The following is an 18133-nucleotide window of genomic DNA, read 5'->3' on the forward strand; positions in this document are numbered from 1 at the left end:
CCAATCCCCTGCGAAGCAGGTGTCATCCAAAACGCACGGCAAACAAAAACAACGCAAACAGCGCGATGAAGCCGAACAAGTTGGGGAGTGTTGCGAGAAGCTCTCTCCACAAGAAGGCAAGCGACCAAGTCCTTATGTCCAAAGGATTGACGCCCATCTCCATGCGAAGCCTCAGCGACCGTGCCAACATGTTCATCAGGTTGGCAAAGGCCGCCAAAGCCAGGATTGCGAAGAAAGCTAGCTGCCAATTCACTCCGCCGCGATGCCTCCTTCGTCTTCCTCCGCATCCAGGAGTTCCATGTTGAGGCCCAGGCCGCGGACCTCTTTGACGAGAACGTTGAACGATTCCGGCACGCCGGCCTCGAAGTTGTCCTCACCCTTGACGATGCTTTCGTAGACCTTGGTCCGGCCCGCGACGTCATCCGACTTCACCGTCAGCATTTCCTGCAAGGTGTAGGCGGCGCCGTACGCTTCCAACGCCCAGACCTCCATCTCACCGAAGCGCTGACCGCCGAACTGCGCCTTACCACCCAGCGGCTGCTGCGTGACGAGGGAGTACGGCCCGGTTGAGCGGGCGTGGATCTTGTCGTCAACGAGGTGGTGCAGCTTCAGCAGGTATTTCACACCCACCGTCACCTGACGGGCGAACTTCTCGCCGGTGCGGCCGTCGAACAGATCCGACTGACCGGATTCCGAGAACCCGGCCCGCATCAACGCATCGTTCACATCGGCCTCTTTCGCACCGTCGAACACCGGCGTTGCGATCGGGACACCTTTGGTCACGTTGCCCGCCGCTTCCAGCAACGAGTCCTCGTCACGGTCGGCAAATGCCTCTCCGTAAACCTCGTCGCCATAGGCGATCTTCAGGGCATCGCGCACCGGGGTCATGTCGCCCGAGCGGCGATATTCGTCCAGCGCATCGTCGATCTTCAGGCCAAGGCCGCGCGCGGCCCACCCCATGTGGGTTTCAAGGATCTGACCCACGTTCATGCGCGACGGCACACCCAGCGGGTTCAGCACGAAATCAACCGGCGTCCCGTCCGCAAGGAACGGCATGTCCTCCATCGGGACCACCTTCGAAATCACGCCCTTGTTGCCGTGACGGCCGGCCATCTTGTCGCCCGGCTGAAGCTTGCGCTTCACGGCGATGAAGACCTTGACCATCTTCATCACACCCGGCGGAAGATCGTCGCCGCGACGCACCTTCTCGACCTTGTCCTCGAACCGGTGATCCAGCGCACGTTTCTGCGCGTCGAACTGTTCGTTCAACGCCTCCACCTGCGCCGCGTCCTGCTCGTCTTCAAGGGCAAGCTGCCACCACTGACCGCGCGACAGCTGCTCGTCCAGAAGCTCGGCGGTGATCGGCGCATTGGACTTTACGCCCTTCGGACCCTTCACCGCGACCTTGCCTTCGATCATGCCGCGCAAACGGGCGTAGATGTTCCGCTCAAGGATCACCAACTCGTCGTCCCGGTCACGGGCCAGGCGCTCGACCTCTTCGCGCTCGATCTGAAGCGCACGTTCGTCTTTTTCCACACCGTGGCGGTTGAAGACGCGCACCTCCACAACCGTCCCGAAATCACCGGGCGGCAGGCGCAGCGACGTGTCGCGCACGTCAGAGGCCTTTTCACCAAAGATGGCGCGCAGAAGCTTTTCTTCCGGCGTCATCGGGCTTTCACCCTTCGGCGTGATCTTACCGACCAGAATGTCGCCCGGCCCCACTTCGGCGCCGATATACACGATGCCCGCCTCGTCGAGGTTGCGCAAAGCTTCCTCACCGACATTCGGGATATCGCGGGTGATTTCCTCGGGCCCAAGCTTCGTGTCACGGGCGGCGACCTCGAATTCCTCGATGTGGATCGAGGTGAAGACGTCGTCCTTCACGATACGCTCGGAGATCAGGATCGAGTCCTCGTAATTGTACCCGTTCCACGGCATGAAGGCGACGATGACGTTCTTGCCGAGCGCCAGTTCCCCGATATCCGTGGACGGGCCATCCGCGATGACCTCACCCTTGCCGACCTTGTCACCGACCTTCACCAGCGGACGCTGGTTGATGCAGGTGTTCTGGTTCGAGCGCTGGAACTTGCGCAGGCGGTAGATGTCCACGCCCGCGTCGCCCAATTCCAGATCCTCGGTGGCACGCACAACGATACGCTGCGCATCGACCTGGTCGATGACACCGCCACGCTTGGCCATGATCGCCGCACCGCTATCCTGCGCCACGATGCTTTCGATGCCGGTGCCCACGAAGGGGGCATCCGCCTGCAACAATGGCACAGCCTGACGTTGCATGTTCGATCCCATCAGCGCGCGGTTCGCGTCGTCGTTCTCAAGGAACGGGATCAACGATGCCGCGACGGAGACCAACTGCTTCGGCGACACGTCGATAAGGTCAACGCTTTCACGGGCGTTCAGCGTGTATTCACCGGACATCCGCGTGTTGACCATGTCGTTGACGAACATGCCCTTGTCATCAAGGTTCGCGTTCGCCTGCGCCACGGTGTGCCGCATCTCTTCGGTGGCAGACATGTAGACCACGTCATCCGTGACCTTCGCATCCTCGACCCGGCGATACGGCGTCTCGATGAAGCCGTACTTGTTCACCCGCGCATAGGTCGCAAGCGAGTTGATCAGGCCGATGTTCGGCCCTTCCGGCGTCTCAATCGGGCACATCCGGCCATAGTGCGTCGGGTGCACGTCGCGCACCTCAAACCCCGCGCGTTCGCGCGTCAGACCACCCGGCCCAAGCGCCGACAGGCGGCGTTTGTGCGTCACTTCCGACAGCGGGTTGGTCTGGTCCATGAACTGCGACAGCTGGCTGGAGCCGAAGAATTCACGCACCGCCGCCGCGGCAGGTTTCGCATTGATCAGATCCTGCGGCATCACCGTGTCGATCTCGACCGAGGACATACGCTCTTTGATCGCACGCTCCATGCGCAACAGACCCACGCGGTACTGGTTCTCCATCAGTTCCCCGACGGAGCGCACACGGCGGTTGCCGAGGTGGTCGATGTCGTCGATGTCGCCACGCCCGTCGCGCAATTCGACCAGCGCCTTGATACAGGCGATGATGTCTTCCTTGCGCAGCGTCCGCATCGTGTCTTCGGCATCCAGGTCGAGACGCATGTTCATCTTCACGCGACCCACGGCCGAAAGGTCGTAACGCTCGCCATCGAAGAACAGCTGATCGAACAGGTTCGACGCCGCTTCAACGGTGGGCGGCTCGCCCGGACGCATCACACGGTAGATGTCCATCAGCGCGGTTTCACGGTTCAGGTTCTTGTCCGCCGCCATGGTGTTGCGCATGTACGGGCCGACCGTGATGTTGTCGATGTCGAGCACCGGAATCTCGGTGATGCCCGCGTCCAGCAGCTCTTTGAGCGTACCGCCCGAAACTTCACCTTCCTTGTCGACTTCCCACGTCAGCTCATCACCGGCCTCGACGTAGATCGCGCCGGTTTCCTCGTTGATGATGTCCTTCGCGGCAAAGCGGCCCACGATACCGTCGAACGGCACCAGAAGGTTCTCGATGTCGCCCTCGTCGATCCACTTCTTGACCGCGCGCGGCGTGACCTTCTTGCCCGCCTCGGCAATCACTTCGCCGGTTTTCGCATCCACCAGATCCGACACCGGGCGCGTGCCCCGCACACGCTCGGGGAAGAACTTGGTGGACCATCCCTTGTTCTTGACCATCTTGAAGGTGACGGTGTCGTAATAGGCATCCATGATGCCTTCCTGATCCAGACCCAGTGCATAAAGCAGGGTGGTCACAGGCAGCTTGCGGCGACGGTCGATGCGCGCGAACACGATGTCCTTGGCGTCGAACTCGAAGTCGAGCCACGACCCGCGGTACGGAATGATCCGGCAGGCAAACAACAACTTGCCCGAGGAATGCGTCTTGCCCTTGTCGTGGTCGAAGAACACACCCGGCGAACGGTGCATCTGCGATACGATCACACGCTCGGTGCCGTTCACGATGAACGTCCCGTTCGGCGTCATCAGGGGCATGTCGCCCATGAACACGTCCTGTTCCTTGATGTCCTTCACGGACTTCGCGCCGGTATCTTCGTCGATATCGAACACGATCAAGCGCAGCGTCACTTTCAGCGGCGCGGCATAGGTCAAATCGCGCTGTTGGCACTCCTCAACGTCGAACTTGGGCTGTTCCAGCTCGTATTTGACGAACTCAAGGACCGCGGTCTCGTTGAAATCCTTGATCGGGAAAACCGACTGGAACACGCCCTTGATGCCTTCGCCATCGGCGGGCTCGGGCTGATCACCAGACTTGAGGAACAGGTCGTAAGACGACTTCTGCACCTCGATCAGGTTCGGCATCGCGAGGACTTCCTCGATCTTGCCGTAAAATTTGCGGATACGTTTCTGGCCTGCGTAGGTCTGAGCCATGGTTGTCGCGCACCTTTCTGTCTCGCGCGGCACTCCCGCCGCCGGGGCCTCGGCGGAGCGCTCGCAAGATAATAGACGTGACGGATCAATCTGTTTGCCGTCCCACCGACAAAGCCCGACCCTCTTGTCACCGCCTAAGAAAAAGCCCTCTCACGCGAAGGCGCTTTCTAAGACGACGATAGCTGGACCCGGAAATTCCGGATCCAGCCATATGTAATACGCACCTTCCGGCGCGATGGACCAATCAGGCCAGCTCGACCTCGGCGCCAGCTGCTTCCAGCTTGCCCTTGATGTCTTCGGCTTCGGCTTTGTCGACGCCTTCCTTGATCTTGCCACCGGCTTCGACCAGATCCTTGGCTTCTTTCAGGCCAAGACCGGTGATGCCGCGCACTTCCTTGATCACGTTGATCTTCTGTGCGCCGGCGTTCTTCAGGACGACGTCAAATTCGGTCTTCTCTTCGGCTGCGGCGCCGCCACCATCGGCAGGGCCAGCCATCATCACTGCGCCGCCAGCGGCGGGCTCGATGCCGTATTCATCCTTGAGGATGGTCTTGAGTTCCTGGGCTTCCAGGAGGGTCAGACCAACAATCTCTTCTGCGAGTTTCTTAAGATCAGCCATTTTTCAAGTTCCGTATGTAAGTTTGTGTTCCAACGCCGCAAGGTGCGGGTCTCAACGATTTGCTTACGCCGCCTTCTCTTCGATGGTCGAAAGGATGGAAGCGATATTCGAAGCAGGCGCGCCAACGGCACCGGCGATGTTGGAGGCAGGGGCGCCGATGCAGCCTGCGATGGAGGCAATGAGCTCCTCGCGGGACGGCAGTTTGGCGACAGCCTTCACACCATCAGTGTCCAGTACGTTTCCGCCCATCGCGCCGCCGAGGATGACGTATTTGTCATTCTCCTTGGCGAACTCGTCCGCAGCCTTTGCAGCTGCGACCGGGTCTTCCGAATAGGCAAGAACGGTCATGCCATCCATAAGGTCCGCGATGCCGGCGGCAGGCGTCCCCTCGAGGGCAATCTTGGCGAGCTTGTTCTTGGCGACACGCACGGATCCGCCCGCGTCGCGAACGCGACCACGCAGATCCTGCATCTCGGCAACCGTGAGGCCCTGGTAGTGTGCAACCACCACGACGCCAGAGCTTTCGAAGATCTGGCCGAGTTCCTCGACCACTTTCTCTTTCTGGGCTCTATCCACAGGTTATCTCCAATTTGGCAGGCCCCCTCATCGTGAGGGAGCATCTGCCGGCTCAGGTTGTTACCGGATCGCTCCGGCGCTAGTCGGTCCGTATCGCAACGGAACCAAACCACGCCCGGGCGCTCAAACGGATCTGAGCCCTGAAACACATGTCTGATCCCGTCTCAGGCAGGATTTATCGGGGCTATATGGCCCCCACCCACCGTCTCGGACGAAACGCAAAAGAGCGCCCGACGAATCGCACGCTCCAATGCAAGGGCGTCCCTAAACCGCTTGGTGCGATTTGCCAAGGGGCATTCCCCAGGCGCGGCCCTGCCAACGGGCCGGTTGTGCAGCGCGCTAGAGCACGAAACTCTCCGCCTCGGACGTCTCGTCCGACCCGCAACTCGGGCACCCATTGCCACCGCAGGACGGGCAGCCCTCCGCGATATCGGGGAACGGCACAAGCGGCAGACCGACCAACTCCTCCAATGCCGCCGTCATTGCAATCGCCGACGCATCCGCCGGGGCGATCTCGGGCACGGCCTCTTCCGCGTCCTCTTCGCCGAACGGCATGCAAGTGCTGCACCCCGCGCCACCGCACGATGGGCATCCCGCAAGCGAACTGCCGAAGAAACTCTCATCAAGCGTCGCGGTCGCGTCACGGCTCGGGGCGATGCTCGATGGCGGTGAAACCTCCGTCAAAACCGTCTCTTCAAATGCAGGCGCACATGTGGCACATCCCGCGCCGCCGCAGGCCGGGCAGCTGGTGAAGGCAAACGGGTCGCTTTCCGCCGCATCGGCAGTGTCTGCGGCATCTTCGTCGTCCTCGCCGTCCTCGTCTTCCGGCTCATCGACCTCACCGAAGGCCAGCGCCGTACCCACGGCCGCACCGCCGCCGCCGCCGCCAAACAGGCCAAGCCCCGCAAGCGCCCCGCCAAACAGCCCGGCGATGCTGCCGAACAGGGCCAGCAATACGCCGATCCCAAGAAGCGCCGCGATGCCACCGGCCCCGCCGTCGTCGCCGTCGTCTTCCATCACAATCGGCACAGCCTCGGGTTCCGGCTCATCCTCCGGCTCCGGCGCCGCGTCAGGCTCCGGGTCTTCCACAGGCGGCTCGGGTTCTGGCTCCGGCTCGGGCTCAGGTTCCGGCTCGGGTTCTGGCTCCGGCTCAGGCTCGGGCTCAGGTTCCGGCTCCGGTTCCGGCTCGGGCTCCGGTTCAGGTTCCGGCTCGGGCTCGGGTTCCGGCTCGGGCTCAGGTTCGGGCTCAGGCTCAGGCTCGGGCTCCGGTTCAGGTTCCGGCTCGGGCTCAGGTTCGGGTTCCGGCTCGGGCTCCGGCTCCGGCTCGGGCTCCGGCTCCGGTTCAGGCTCCGGCTCCGGTTCAGGCTCGGGCTCCGGCTCCGGTTCAGGCTCGGGCTCCGACACCGGCGCAGGGCCATAGAGCGCCCGGATACCATCCAGATCGCCGTCGCCCAACTCGTCCGTTGTGATCGTCGGGTTCATGATCTCGGTCGGGTCATTCACATGCCCCAGGCCGATCGCGTGGCCGATCTCGTGTAGCGCGACTGCGTAGAAATCCGTGCCGCTCTCACCTTCGGGCGACCACACGCGCGGGTCGTCGAACGTGATCCGCGCTGCCGTCAACTCTTCGAAATCCCCCCCCGTCTGGCGGAACGAGAACTGCGCAACCCCGACCGTGTTGCCAGACAGATTGCCGGCTGCAAAGGTGATATCGGCCGGGTTCGCCGCATCGGCCAGTTCGAAATCAATGCCCGACGCGTCTTCCCAAGTCTGGAACGCACGGGCCAGCGCATCAATGAATTCCGCTTCGGAATACAGGGTCCGGTCGAAATCCAGCTCCCCGACAAACGTGCCCGGATCCCAATACACCGGGCCACTGGGCGTGCCCCCGTCCGAGGGGCCCCATTTCTGTCCATTCAGCGCAAACATCGTCGTCCCTTTTCTCCGACACACCTGTGGACGTTGAAAAGATCCACCGGCTCCCCTGTCTCGTGTTCACTTTCTGGCAATCAGTGCGGCGAAAATGAGGCGGAACCGAAGCGCTGCGTTAACTTTATGGCCACCTCGGCAAAAAGCCGCGTAATAACGGGGGGTGTCGGCGAGAAATCGACGTTTGGGCACACGAAGGGCGGGCGTCCCGTCCCTCTGCGCCGGATCTGGCGTCACGCCTCGGCCCTGAGATCGAGGCCGTCGCCCGCGCCTTAATCCGGTATCGAGATCAGCTGCCATTCGCCCGCGATGGCAACCGGCATGCCGCCCTCCGCGATCCGATCCGCAATCGCCCCACTTTCACTCAACGGGCAGCCCACGAGGGTCGCCGTATGGTCGAGATACTCCTGCGTTGCCGGGCTTTCGCCGACCACGAGACAGACATCCCCGGCGCTCGGATACGCACGGACCGGCACAAGGCCAGAGTCTTCGGGCGGGCTGTAGGACGCCATCGGCAAGCAGCCGGTCAGAACCACGAAAGCAGGTAGAAAAACGGGAAGTCTGAACATGTCTATATCCTCCAATACCCGAAGTCTGCAGGCCGCCGCGCGCGCGCGCAAGAAAAACGGCGCGAAGGCTCTCGCCCCGCGCCGCTTTGCCGAAATCCCGTACCAGCTCAGTTGCCGGTCGCGTTTTCCACGTTGATCGACACACCGCGACCCATGGTCGACGAAATGGCGATTTTCTTCATGTAGGTGCCCTTGGCGCCCGTCGGCTTGGCCCGGTTCACCGACTCGACAAACGCGCGCACGTTCTCGACCAGTTGGGCCTCATCGAACGATGCCTTGCCGATGCCCGCGTGCACAACACCGGCCTTCTCGGCCTTGTACTGCACCTGACCGCCCTTGGCGGCTTCAACGGCTTCCTTGACGTCCATCGTCACCGTGCCGATCTTCGGGTTCGGCATCAGGTTACGCGGCCCGAGCACTTTACCCAGACGGCCGACAATCGGCATCATGTCCGGCGTGGCGATGCAGCGATCGAACTCGATCGTGCCGCCCTGAACCGTCTCCATCAGGTCCTCGGCACCAACGATATCCGCACCGGCGGCCTGCGCCTCTTCGGCCTTGGGGCCACGGGCGAACACGGCCACACGGACCGTCTTGCCGGTGCCGTTGGGCAGGTCAACCGTACCGCGCACCATCTGGTCGGCGTGGCGCGGATCGACACCGAGGTTCATCGCGATTTCAATCGATTCGTCGAACTTCGCAGTCGCGTTGGCCTTCACCATCGCCACGGCCTCTTCGACACTCACATCTTCCTTGCCTTCAAACGCGGCCGTTGCGGCGGTCAGGCGCTTTCCCACTTTTCCCATGGTCTTACCCCTTTACCTCGATACCCATCGACTTGGCCGAGCCAAGGATGATCTGCATTGCGGCTTCCACGTCGTTTGCCGACAGATCCACCATCTTGGCTTCCGCGATCTCGCGCAGCTGCTTGGCGGTGATCGTGGCGACCGTTTCGCGACCGGGCGTTTCGGCCCCGCGCGGACGGTTGCGCTTGCCCACCGGCTTCAGGCCAGCGGCCTTCTTGAGGTAATACGACGCGGGCGGCGTCTTGATGTCCATCGCGAACGACTTGTCCTGGTAATACGTGATCACCGTGGGGCAAGGCGCGCCCTGTTCCATCTCCTGCGTCTTGGCGTTGAACGCCTTGCAGAATTCCATGATGTTGATGCCGCGCTGACCCAGCGCAGGGCCCACAGGGGGGCTGGGGTTGGCTTGACCTGCAGGGATCTGCAGCTTCATCGTGCCAGCAAGTTTCTTGGCCATGATTGACCTCTCCTTTTTGCAACAGCCGCCGGGCGCGCCCTTTGGCCTTTGTCGATGTGGTCCGGTCCGGGCACCGCGGTGCCCTCGCCTCCCACATTGGAATGTCCGATACCTCGGACGCGCGGGGTATGGGCGTTCTGGCGTGAAATGGCAAGGCCGCGTTTGACGCCCTACCGAAGGTGCGAAAACAACCGCGCATACCGCGGCGCAAAGAACCGCGCGAACGCCTTCACCTCGGGCCTGCGCCACGCTTCGGGCGAGATCAGCATCAAATGATCCGCCGCCCAGGCCTCGGGTGGATCAAAACACCGGATCAAACGGCCCTCCGCCTCATCCTTTTCCGCCATGCCCAGGTTGTTGATCGCCAATCCCTGCCCCGCCCGCACGGCGGCATCGAGCATTCCGATTTCCGTGTAGGTCCGCGAAATCTCGGCCTCCGACACGTAGTGCTGCAACCACGTATGAAGCACGGGTGCCATGCCCTTGCGCACCACCGAAAACAGGGTGTGACCCGCCATATCTTCGGGCGTTGCGGGCAGGCCGTGCCGCTTGGCATAGGCCGGCGCGCCGTAAAGCGTGAAGCGTGCCTTGCCCACGCGGCGCGAAATGAGGTCGGGCGGGTCCCCCCCGAAGGTCAGCCGAAGCGCGATATCCGCCTCCCCCGCCATCAGGTCGTATTTGCGCGTCCCGGGCAGAAACTCGAATTCGACATCCGGATAATCGGCGTGGAAACCGGCGATGATATCGGTGAAGGCATCGTTGAAGTTCCTCTGGAAGGCGGTGATGCGAATGACCTGCGGCGCGTGCAAGCCCTGCGCAATCCCGGTCAGCCCCGCCGCCGCCGCTTCCATCGCCTCCGCCCCGGGCAGCAACGCCTTCGCCGCGTCGGTGGGATGGAACCCGCGCGTGTCGCGCTCGAACAACGTCAGCTTGAGCGCATGTTCCAGCGCCTCAATCCGCCGCGCCACCGTGGGCTGCGCCACACCAAGACCCTTCGCGGCGGCCAGGGTCGACCCCTCGCGATAGACCACAAGAAAGACCCGAAGGTCGGACCAGTTGGAAATCTCGCTCAACATTTTTGTAGAGCAGCACAATTTCAACGCCAGTTCCAGCACCACGTCACCCGCGCCTAGCTTGGGGGCAGTTCAACGCCATCCCCGAAAGGCTTCACCTGATGTCCCTGACCCTGCCCGCCCTGCCGTTGCCCGCCCTGCCGTTGCTTGCCCGGTTCCGCCGCCCCGCCTTGCCCGAGGCCGGTCCGATGAGCGCCCCGGAAGACACCGATGAGACGCGCGCGGGCCGCGCCGCCGCCATGAACCTGATGGACCATTGCCCGGACGCGCTCGCCAGCGAGAACGATTTTCACGCCATGATGTATGTCTATGCGGGCCGCTACTAGGCGCTCGCCCCAAGGCGGGCCGCCCGTATAGTACGCCTTGCGATGCCGCGCCTCCCACGGGTTTAACGGACGGGCACGCAGGCCAATCCGAAGACTGGCTTGCAAAATGGGGGGATCGCACAGGAGGCAAATGGAATTTGCGCCCCGCTTTCACGCCTGCGGCCTCACGCCCTCCGCCTTCACGTTTTATAAACACGCTCCAGACAATTTCGCGCCGGGTCCGCGATCCCGCGATCCTCAACCTCGGCCAGGCGCTGCAACACCGCCGCCATCCCGTCCACCGGTTCCTGCATCTCTGTTGCGCACAACAGCGCTTCCCAGGTCAGGCCCGCGTCGATCATCTTGTCCACGAACGGCGGGTCAAGGCAGTAATGCTCATGCACCGGAAACCAGAACCCCTGCGCGCCGGGAAGGTGGACCTCGGGCACCGGGTCCGCGAAGATGCGCATCACCCAGCCATCCACATCATAGCCTTCAAGGCGCGGGTCTTTCTTCAAATCGACAAACACGTTGTTCCCGAAGTCATCAAGACCGTGCAAAAAGCCCCCCGCCACGGCACGGCGGTTTGTCGCAAGCGCGCCGATATGATCGAGGATGTTCGCCAAGGGCTGCGGCGTGCCGTTGTTGAACGACCGCTTGGTGTCCTTGTAGACCCTGCCAACGAACCGCCCCGCACAGCCCGCAATCAGCGGATGCGGATCGTCGAATTGCGGCAAGATCTCATGATCCATCGCCTTGCGGCTGACCTTTTGCCTGCCCGACTGCGCCAGAGAGGCCAGTGCAAACCCGCGCCGCAGGGCCTCGCCGGTGTTGCCAAGGCCAAGGCCGAGCGCGTCGATATCGGCGATCCAATCGTTGAAAATTACGTCGAACGGCGCGGCGGGGTGTTCTTTCACGCTCCAGCACAGGGGCAGATGCGACAGCGGCGCGTCGTCCAGACGCGCCTCCAGCATCTGCAGATACGGCAGCGCCAGCGCGCGGGCCTCCTCCAGGTCCAGGGGGAAATGGGGCAGCGGCGAGTGCGGATCAGAGACGTAATCAGGCAGCGGACGGTTGAAGGCGCTGACATGGTCCAATGATCCCTGCCGAAACGCGCGGGAGTCCCCATGGGGGTCCACGAAAAACCCTTCGATCAGCGTCTTGACCTGCCAGCGGAGCCGCCAGACATCCCGGTTTTCATCGCCGCCGGGATAATCGGGCCAGCGATCAAGCACCCCGTAGCAATGGGCAAAGATGCCACGGATCTGCTCACCCGTGAACATCACCTCATTGAACGGGTGTACCTCGGGATAGCGTGGTCGCCGGTGATTTTCCAACGCCCCAAAAGCCGCGCTGACAGCGGCAGCATCCGGCGCGGGACTGGCCATTTCGGCATCCAGTGCCGCCAGTGCTGCCTCAACCTCAACCGCGCCCATCCGTGCCCTACCCACTCTTCTCTTTGCGCGCGATGAACGTCCGGGCGGCCTCGGCCAACTCGGTCTCGCCCGCCACGATCCGATCCAGAACCGGGCGCACAAGCGCCAACTCAGCCCCTTCGGTAGCGCACATATACGCTATCCAATCGTGGCCTGCATCCAGAAGGCCAAACATGAAATCCACATCTCGCCAGTAATATTCGTGCACGTGAAACCAGAACGCCTGCGCGCCCGGCACGTAAGGCTCACCCAGCGGATGCGCCAGAATTTCCATCACCCAAGCGTCCAGATCAAACGCGTCGCCCAGGTCCTCCACCAGATAAGGCATCTCATCGAACGCAACCACAAAACCACCCGCCACGGCGCGGCGACAGCCTTGCACATGGGTCAGATGATCCATCATCTTCGTCAAAGGCCACGGCGTCGTGTTGCCAAACCGATCCATGTCAGGCGTGTAAAGCGAGCCCACCAGCTTGCCCGCACAGCCTGCCACCATCGGGTGTGGGTGCTCCAGCTTCGGCAACAGCACATCCTCGCAGGTCTGCCAGCCCACCACCTGCCGGCCCTCTTGCGCGATCTTCTCCAGCGCCTGCGCCTCTCGCAACGCGGGCAAGCTGTCGCCCGTCCCCACACCGCGCGCGTCCAGATCGGCCAGCCAATGCTCAAAAACCACGTCAAACGGCGCAACCGGGCGGCGGAACACATCCCATGCCAGTTTCAGGTGACTATAGGGCTTTTCGGCAATCTCGGCCTCCAGCCGCGCCAGATAGGGGGCGACCAAACCCGTGGCCTCCTCCAAATCCATCGGCACATGGGGGACAGGCTTCACAGGCTCCGGTGGCTTGCCGCCCCGGTCAAACCCCAGCGCCAGATACCGATTCACGCCCGATTGCGTGGCGGCGCGATACCCGGCGGCATCGTCCGTCACCGTGGCCTCGATCAGGCCGATGCAAATCCAATGGGCGCGCCAGCCGGGCGTTTGCGGCTCTGCCGTGCGCGCCTCGGCAAACCGATCCAGCGCCCAATAACACGCCGCAAACATGCGGGTCAGATCATCGCGCGAAAGCAGCGCCGTGCGGTTGGGCTTCAGCGTCGCCAGCGCCTCCACCACCACATCGCCATCGGGCGTGTCAGCCTCCCGCTGAGCGTCCAACACATCCAGCGCCGCGCGGAACTCGACCATCCCCATGGGCGCATCAGCCCTGCTTGGTGACCTGCGTGAATTCCAACTCCACCGGGGTCGCGCGGCCAAAGATCGACACCGTCACCTTCAGGCGCTGGTTGTCTTCGTCCACTTCCTCGACCATGCCGTCGAAATCCTCGAACGGACCGTCGGAGACCTTGACCTTTTCGCCGACCTCATAGGTGATCGTCGACCGCGGCGCGGCCTCGCCCTCTTCGACGCGGTTGAGGATCGAGTTCACCTCTTCATCGCGCATCGGCATCGGGCGGCCCTGCGGCCCGAGAAACCCCGTCACCCGCTGGATCGAGTTGATCGCGTGGTAGCCCTCGCCGGTCATCTCCATCCGCACCAGTACGTAGCCCGGCATGAACCGGCGCGGCACCGTGACCTTCTTGCCCCGGCGGATCTCGATCACGTCCTCTTCGGGAACCAGAACCTCTTCGATGACGTCCTGCAGGCCCTTCTCCTCGACGGCGGTGCGAATCTGCTCTGCGATACGCTTTTCGAAGTTCGAAAGAACCGACACCGAATACCAACGCTTGGCCATGGCCTTATCCCCTTTGCGTGGGGCGCGTGTGCCACCCCGTCCAACATGGTCCCTGAACATCCGGTAGAGACCCTTCGGGCCAGTTCTACCATAATCATGTCAGGAAAGTTGAAGCCCGATACCGCCGCAGGCCCCAAAACGCAAGGCCCCCGAAAACGCAAAACGCCCGAAACGCAGCGCCTATCCGAACGAGGTCAGGATCAATTCCAAAGCGGTGCGGATCACCCAATCGACGCCGAAAAAGAAGATCGCCGCCAGAACCGCCATCACGAAGACCATCGCCGTCGTCACCAACACCTCGCGCCGCGTCGGCCAAACCACCTTGGCGATTTCAGAGCGGGTCTGCTGGAGGAACTGGAACGGATTGGTCATGATGGCGCCACTTGCTTGGGTTGAGGGGCATATACGCATGGGGCAGACAGCATGCAAGACGGCACAATGACCGCGATCGTCGTTCTTGGGGCTGCGGTCTGGCCCGATGGCCCCTCGCCCACACTCCGACGCCGCGTGGCCCATGGCGCGTCGCTTTACCATGCGGGGGCCGGTCGCGTGGTGATCTGCTGCGGCGGGCTGGGGCGCCACCCGCCGTCCGAGGCCTCGGCAATGGCCGACCTGCTGCGCTCTGCCGATGTCCCCGCTTCCGCGATCCACCTTGAAGACCAATCCACGAACACAACTGAAAACCTGCGCTTTGCCCTGCCGATCCTGCGCGATCTGGGCACAAACCGCGTTCTGATCGTGTCTGACGCGTATCACCTGCCTCGGGCGAGGCTGATCGCGCGACGGCTTGGCCTGCACGCCTCCGGCACCGCGCCTTCGCTCCACGGGGCCCGCCTCTGGCCGCAACTCAAGGGCTGGCTGCGCGAGGGGCCGGGGCTTTTGGCCATTCTCCTGCGCATCCGCTGACACGACGCTTGCCGCCACCGACACGCAGGGGCCGCCTCAACACCGCTCCTTTGGGAAAACCGGCCTGGCAGGGGCAGCAGGATTCGAACCCGCGACCTACGGATTTGGAATCCGTTGCTCTACCAACTGAGCTATACCCCTATGGCCGTGGGACCGATTAAGCCGATTTCGAAACCGTGTCCAGATGTGAGCAGCGGATTTCCGGCGTGACCCTATATTCGAACCATACAAACCCGCTGTTCCCTTTTTGGAGTCTTTTCAGATGCGTAAGATTGCCCTTGGCCTGTCCCTCGCGATGGCCCTTCCGATGATCCCCGCCATGGCCACCGCCAACACCAACGGCTGTCACCAGCTTCGGCTGACCGTCGAGAACCGCGCGCCGTTGACCCTGCGCAACCTGCCCTACGATGCGCTGAGCTGTGGCGGCATCAGCCAGATCTATTCCCTGATCGTGCTGCGCTCGACCAACACGCACGGGCGACTTGAGGACCGCATCGAAGCGGTGTTCCGGCGGCAGGGTCTGATCCGCTGACCCCTTTGGCTGGCGCGCCCGCGCCCTTGCCCTCCTGCCGCGCGCCAGCCTCTCTTCCCGAAATCCCCGCTTCGAACCGCAATCTGTGGTAAGCTCCGCACATTGAAAGCTGCGGAGTGTCCCATGCGTCCCCTCATTTTGATTCTGTCCCTTGCCCTCGCGCTGCCCCTGGTGCCAGGCGCGGCGCAGGCCACCAACCATTCGTGCAATCAATTGCGGCAGACCGTGTTGAACCGTGCCCCTGCCTCCAGCCGCACCCTGCCGTATGGCGCTTTGCCCTGTTCCGCCATCAGCGAAATCCACCTCCTGATCGCGCGCCGTGGGAACATGTCGATGGGCCGTCTGGCAGACCGCATCGAAGCGGTTTTCCGCCGCGAAGGCCTGATCCGCTAGGCCCGGACAACCGAATTTCTCAAAACTTAATATTTCATTTCAGGGACTTACTAGATATTTCCCCGAGTTCTTCGGATTCATTTGGAACATCCAACGGGGGGTCTGCGTCGTCTATCCGACCGCCGCGATGATGTGGTGGACGTGAAGACAATAAGGAGAATTCCTATGAAACGCCTGATGCTTGCAACAACCGCCGCTATTGCCTTGACGGGTCCGGTCGCAGCTCAGACGAGCGCCGATGCCCTGGTCGAAAGCGAATTGACGACGATGGGCTATGACGCGGCAACCATCGACATGCTGACCGACGCTCAGATCGCTGAGCTCTACATCGCAATGACCTCCGAAGATGAAAGCGCCGTGATGTCGCTTCTGCGCGGCTACGAAGCAACGCAATCCGACGGTCCAGACGCCATTGTGGACACCGCCCGTGATGACGACACGCGTGCCATCGTGGTCGAAGCGCTGGCCGAAAACGGCATGGCGCCCGGCGTGGCCGACCTTCTGTCAGACGGTGAATACACCGAGTTGTATCTGGCCGCGTCCGGTGAAGACCAGACCGCCGTGCAACAGGTGATCGCTGGCTTCGACTTCGGCAGCAACGACGATGGGGCAATCGAAATCGCCGCATCGAGCGCCGAGCGCCGTGTGATGAGCGCCCTTGAAGCGCGCGGCTTTACCAGCGCCGAGTTGAATGAGATCGAAGGTGCCGAGATCACTGAGATCTTCGTGGCATTGGTCTCCGGTGACGAAACCGAGATCAGCAACGCCATCGAGAGCGCATTGAACTCGTAACGACGCGCTGCTCGTAGACACCGAGTAACCAGTACGATCCGGGGTGCGTCCGCGCATCCCGGATTTTTTGCGTCTCCTGCAAGATAGACCGCCCTGCCGTCCCGACAGCGGCGCAAGCCTCCCGGCCCCTCCTCCAACCTCCGATTGTCCTCGCAGCTGCGCTGTTTTGGGCGGGGCGGTTATGGGTGGGGATCGTGGTTAAGCGTTCGTTAACAGGAATGGGTTTTCCGTTTCGAAACAGGGGCTTGACCCCGGGTTGCAACCTTGCAACCGGCGTGCGGGGAAAGCAAAAGGCCCCGCCGGTGGGGCGGGGCCTTTTCGATAATGGCTAATGGGTGCTGCACCCTGCTCTCGGGATCATTTGGCCTTGCCAAATAACCCTGCCACAGGGCGCCCACGGTTCAGCAAAATCACTCGATGATTTTGCTGACCACACCAGCTCCCACAGTCCGGCCACCTTCGCGGATAGCAAACCGCAGGCCGTTCTCCATCGCGATCGGCGCGATCAGCTCCACGTTGAACTTCAGGTTGTCGCCCGGCATCACCATCTCGGTGCCCGAAGGCAGCTCAACCGTGCCCGTCACATCCGTCGTGCGGAAGTAGAACTGCGGGCGGTAGTTGGCGAAGAACGGCGTGTGACGGCCACCCTCTTCCTTGGTCAGGATGTACGCTTCCGCCTCGAACTTCGTGTGCGGCGTCACCGAGCCGGGCTTGCAAAGGACCTGGCCCCGCTCGACGCCTTCACGGTCCACACCACGCAGAAGCGCGCCGATGTTGTCGCCCGCCTCACCACGATCGAGCAGCTTGCGGAACATCTCGACGCCCGTGCAGGTCGTCTTCGACGTGTCGCGGATGCCCACGATTTCGATCTCGTCGCCCACGTTGATCACGCCACGCTCCACACGGCCGGTCACAACCGTACCACGGCCCGAGATCGAGAACACGTCTTCGATCGGCATCAGGAACGGCTGATCCACAGCGCGCGCAGGCGTCGGGATGTACTCGTCCACGGCCGCCATCAGCTCGGCGATCTTCTCCGACCCGATGTTGTCGTCACGGCCTTCCAGAGCCGCCAGGGCCGACCCCGCGATGATCGGAATGTCGTCGCCCGGATACTCGTAGGACGACAGAAGCTCGCGGATCTCCATCTCGACCAGCTCAAGCAGTTCCGCATCGTCAACCTGATCGACCTTGTTCATGAACACGACCATGTAAGGGATGCCAACCTGGCGACCCAGAAGGATGTGCTCACGCGTCTGCGGCATCGGGCCGTCGGCCGCGTTCACAACCAGGATCGCGCCGTCCATCTGCGCCGCACCCGTGATCATGTTCTTCACGTAGTCCGCGTGGCCGGGGCAATCAACGTGCGCGTAGTGACGGTTCTCCGTCTCATATTCCACGTGCGCCGTCGAAATCGTGATCCCGCGCGCCTTCTCTTCCGGCGCACCGTCAATCTCGTCATACGCCTTGAAGTCGCCAAACTGCTTCGTGATCGCAGCCGTCAACGTCGTCTTGCCGTGGTCAACGTGACCAATCGTGCCGATGTTCACATGCGGCTTCGAACGTTCAAACTTTTCCTTTGCCATGATGGCCTCCTTAGCTG

General features: G+C 62.5%; 19 protein-coding genes and 1 tRNA gene. 5 read left to right on the forward strand and 15 right to left on the reverse strand.

The window, feature by feature from the left end; genetic code table 11:
* Positions 1-22: 22 nt before the first annotated feature.
* The 9 genes from V8J83_RS15505 to V8J83_RS15545 form a co-directional block, all read right to left on the reverse strand.
* Complete coding sequence (locus tag V8J83_RS15505; protein ID WP_339987340.1) at positions 23-253, reverse strand: hypothetical protein; 231 nt, start codon at positions 251-253, stop codon at positions 23-25.
* Positions 250-4407 carry a DNA-directed RNA polymerase subunit beta gene (gene rpoB, locus V8J83_RS15510; protein ID WP_339987341.1) on the reverse strand — a complete coding sequence of 1386 codons (4158 nt, stop codon included), beginning with the start codon at positions 4405-4407 and terminating at the stop codon, positions 250-252. The genes V8J83_RS15505 and rpoB overlap by 4 nt, the downstream gene beginning before the upstream one ends.
* 244 nt (positions 4408-4651) lie before the next feature.
* A complete protein-coding gene (gene rplL, locus V8J83_RS15515) occupies positions 4652-5026 on the reverse strand; it encodes a 50S ribosomal protein L7/L12 (RefSeq protein ID WP_339987342.1) in 375 nt (124 codons plus the stop codon).
* A 63-nt stretch (positions 5027-5089) separates the two neighbouring features.
* The gene (gene rplJ, locus V8J83_RS15520) at positions 5090-5602 is read right to left on the reverse strand and encodes a 50S ribosomal protein L10 (protein ID WP_339987343.1); all 513 of its coding nucleotides are present in this window, start codon (positions 5600-5602) and stop codon (positions 5090-5092) included.
* A 339-nt stretch (positions 5603-5941) separates the two neighbouring features.
* Positions 5942-7531 carry a matrixin family metalloprotease gene (locus tag V8J83_RS15525; protein WP_339987344.1) on the reverse strand — a complete coding sequence of 530 codons (1590 nt, stop codon included), beginning with the start codon at positions 7529-7531 and terminating at the stop codon, positions 5942-5944.
* Between the two features lie 272 nt (positions 7532-7803).
* A complete protein-coding gene (locus V8J83_RS15530) occupies positions 7804-8100 on the reverse strand; it encodes a hypothetical protein (RefSeq protein ID WP_339987345.1) in 297 nt (98 codons plus the stop codon).
* A 107-nt stretch (positions 8101-8207) separates the two neighbouring features.
* On the reverse strand, positions 8208-8906 hold the full coding sequence (rplA, locus tag V8J83_RS15535; RefSeq protein WP_339987346.1) for a 50S ribosomal protein L1: 699 nt from the start codon (positions 8904-8906) through the stop codon (positions 8208-8210).
* Between the two features lie 4 nt (positions 8907-8910).
* The gene (gene rplK, locus V8J83_RS15540; protein WP_339987347.1) at positions 8911-9363 is read right to left on the reverse strand and encodes a 50S ribosomal protein L11; all 453 of its coding nucleotides are present in this window, start codon (positions 9361-9363) and stop codon (positions 8911-8913) included.
* Positions 9364-9533: 170 nt separating this feature from the next.
* Entirely contained in the window at positions 9534-10439 is a 906-nt protein-coding gene (locus tag V8J83_RS15545; RefSeq protein WP_339987348.1) for a LysR family transcriptional regulator, read from the reverse strand.
* Between the two features lie 98 nt (positions 10440-10537).
* Here V8J83_RS15545 and V8J83_RS15550 point away from each other — a divergent pair, with 98 nt between their 5' ends.
* A complete protein-coding gene (locus tag V8J83_RS15550; protein WP_339987349.1) occupies positions 10538-10762 on the forward strand; it encodes a hypothetical protein in 225 nt (74 codons plus the stop codon).
* A 179-nt stretch (positions 10763-10941) separates the two neighbouring features.
* On the opposite strand, the gene V8J83_RS15555 is transcribed toward V8J83_RS15550, so the two are convergent.
* The 4 genes from V8J83_RS15555 to secE form a co-directional block, all read right to left on the reverse strand.
* Positions 10942-12177, reverse strand: coding sequence for a hypothetical protein (locus tag V8J83_RS15555; RefSeq protein WP_339987350.1), 1236 nt, complete (start codon positions 12175-12177; stop codon positions 10942-10944).
* A gap of 7 nt (positions 12178-12184) precedes the next feature.
* The gene (locus V8J83_RS15560) at positions 12185-13366 is read right to left on the reverse strand and encodes a hypothetical protein (RefSeq protein ID WP_339987351.1); all 1182 of its coding nucleotides are present in this window, start codon (positions 13364-13366) and stop codon (positions 12185-12187) included.
* Positions 13367-13373: 7 nt separating this feature from the next.
* Positions 13374-13907, reverse strand: a complete 534-nt coding sequence (nusG, locus tag V8J83_RS15565) for a transcription termination/antitermination protein NusG (RefSeq protein WP_339987352.1) — start codon at positions 13905-13907, stop codon at positions 13374-13376.
* 180 nt (positions 13908-14087) lie between these two features.
* Entirely contained in the window at positions 14088-14279 is a 192-nt protein-coding gene (gene secE, locus V8J83_RS15570) for a preprotein translocase subunit SecE (protein ID WP_339987353.1), read from the reverse strand.
* A 51-nt stretch (positions 14280-14330) separates the two neighbouring features.
* Here secE and V8J83_RS15575 point away from each other — a divergent pair, with 51 nt between their 5' ends.
* The gene (locus V8J83_RS15575) at positions 14331-14813 is read left to right on the forward strand and encodes a YdcF family protein (RefSeq protein WP_339987354.1); all 483 of its coding nucleotides are present in this window, start codon (positions 14331-14333) and stop codon (positions 14811-14813) included.
* Positions 14814-14878: 65 nt separating this feature from the next.
* Here V8J83_RS15575 and V8J83_RS15580 read toward each other — a convergent pair.
* Positions 14879-14954: transfer RNA gene (locus V8J83_RS15580), tRNA-Trp, on the reverse strand.
* A gap of 121 nt (positions 14955-15075) precedes the next feature.
* On the opposite strand from V8J83_RS15580, the gene V8J83_RS15585 reads away from it, so the two are divergent.
* From V8J83_RS15585 to V8J83_RS15595, 3 genes are all read left to right on the forward strand, one after another.
* Complete coding sequence (locus V8J83_RS15585; protein WP_339987355.1) at positions 15076-15345, forward strand: hypothetical protein; 270 nt, start codon at positions 15076-15078, stop codon at positions 15343-15345.
* A 123-nt stretch (positions 15346-15468) separates the two neighbouring features.
* On the forward strand, positions 15469-15738 hold the full coding sequence (locus V8J83_RS15590; RefSeq protein ID WP_339987356.1) for a hypothetical protein: 270 nt from the start codon (positions 15469-15471) through the stop codon (positions 15736-15738).
* A gap of 165 nt (positions 15739-15903) precedes the next feature.
* On the forward strand, positions 15904-16530 hold the full coding sequence (locus V8J83_RS15595) for a hypothetical protein (protein WP_339987357.1): 627 nt from the start codon (positions 15904-15906) through the stop codon (positions 16528-16530).
* Between the two features lie 410 nt (positions 16531-16940).
* Here V8J83_RS15595 and tuf read toward each other — a convergent pair whose 3' ends face one another.
* Positions 16941-18116, reverse strand: a complete 1176-nt coding sequence (gene tuf / locus V8J83_RS15600) for an elongation factor Tu (RefSeq protein WP_339987331.1) — start codon at positions 18114-18116, stop codon at positions 16941-16943.
* Positions 18117-18133: the final 17 nt, after the last annotated feature.

It is taken from the genome of Gymnodinialimonas ulvae, assembly GCF_037543845.1.
GTDB classification, from domain to species: Bacteria; Pseudomonadota; Alphaproteobacteria; order Rhodobacterales; family Rhodobacteraceae; genus Gymnodinialimonas; species Gymnodinialimonas ulvae.

Coding starts and splice junctions, on each gene's coding strand:
- V8J83_RS15560 (WP_339987351.1), bottom strand. CDS start 13,366: ATGGGGATGGTCGAGTTCCGCGCGGCGCTGGATGTGTTGGACGCTCAG.
- V8J83_RS15550 (WP_339987349.1), top strand. CDS start 10,538: ATGTCCCTGACCCTGCCCGCCCTGCCGTTGCCCGCCCTGCCGTTGCTT.
- V8J83_RS15590 (WP_339987356.1), top strand. CDS start 15,469: ATGCGTCCCCTCATTTTGATTCTGTCCCTTGCCCTCGCGCTGCCCCTG.
- V8J83_RS15555 (WP_339987350.1), bottom strand. CDS start 12,177: ATGGGCGCGGTTGAGGTTGAGGCAGCACTGGCGGCACTGGATGCCGAA.
- V8J83_RS15585 (WP_339987355.1), top strand. CDS start 15,076: ATGCGTAAGATTGCCCTTGGCCTGTCCCTCGCGATGGCCCTTCCGATG.
- tuf (WP_339987331.1), bottom strand. CDS start 18,116: ATGGCAAAGGAAAAGTTTGAACGTTCGAAGCCGCATGTGAACATCGGC.
- rplA (WP_339987346.1), bottom strand. CDS start 8,906: ATGGGAAAAGTGGGAAAGCGCCTGACCGCCGCAACGGCCGCGTTTGAA.
- V8J83_RS15545 (WP_339987348.1), bottom strand. CDS start 10,439: ATGTTGAGCGAGATTTCCAACTGGTCCGACCTTCGGGTCTTTCTTGTG.
- rpoB (WP_339987341.1), bottom strand. CDS start 4,407: ATGGCTCAGACCTACGCAGGCCAGAAACGTATCCGCAAATTTTACGGC.
- V8J83_RS15530 (WP_339987345.1), bottom strand. CDS start 8,100: ATGTTCAGACTTCCCGTTTTTCTACCTGCTTTCGTGGTTCTGACCGGC.
- secE (WP_339987353.1), bottom strand. CDS start 14,279: ATGACCAATCCGTTCCAGTTCCTCCAGCAGACCCGCTCTGAAATCGCC.
- nusG (WP_339987352.1), bottom strand. CDS start 13,907: ATGGCCAAGCGTTGGTATTCGGTGTCGGTTCTTTCGAACTTCGAAAAG.
- V8J83_RS15525 (WP_339987344.1), bottom strand. CDS start 7,531: ATGTTTGCGCTGAATGGACAGAAATGGGGCCCCTCGGACGGGGGCACG.
- V8J83_RS15575 (WP_339987354.1), top strand. CDS start 14,331: ATGCAAGACGGCACAATGACCGCGATCGTCGTTCTTGGGGCTGCGGTC.
- rplL (WP_339987342.1), bottom strand. CDS start 5,026: ATGGCTGATCTTAAGAAACTCGCAGAAGAGATTGTTGGTCTGACCCTC.
- V8J83_RS15595 (WP_339987357.1), top strand. CDS start 15,904: ATGAAACGCCTGATGCTTGCAACAACCGCCGCTATTGCCTTGACGGGT.
- rplK (WP_339987347.1), bottom strand. CDS start 9,363: ATGGCCAAGAAACTTGCTGGCACGATGAAGCTGCAGATCCCTGCAGGT.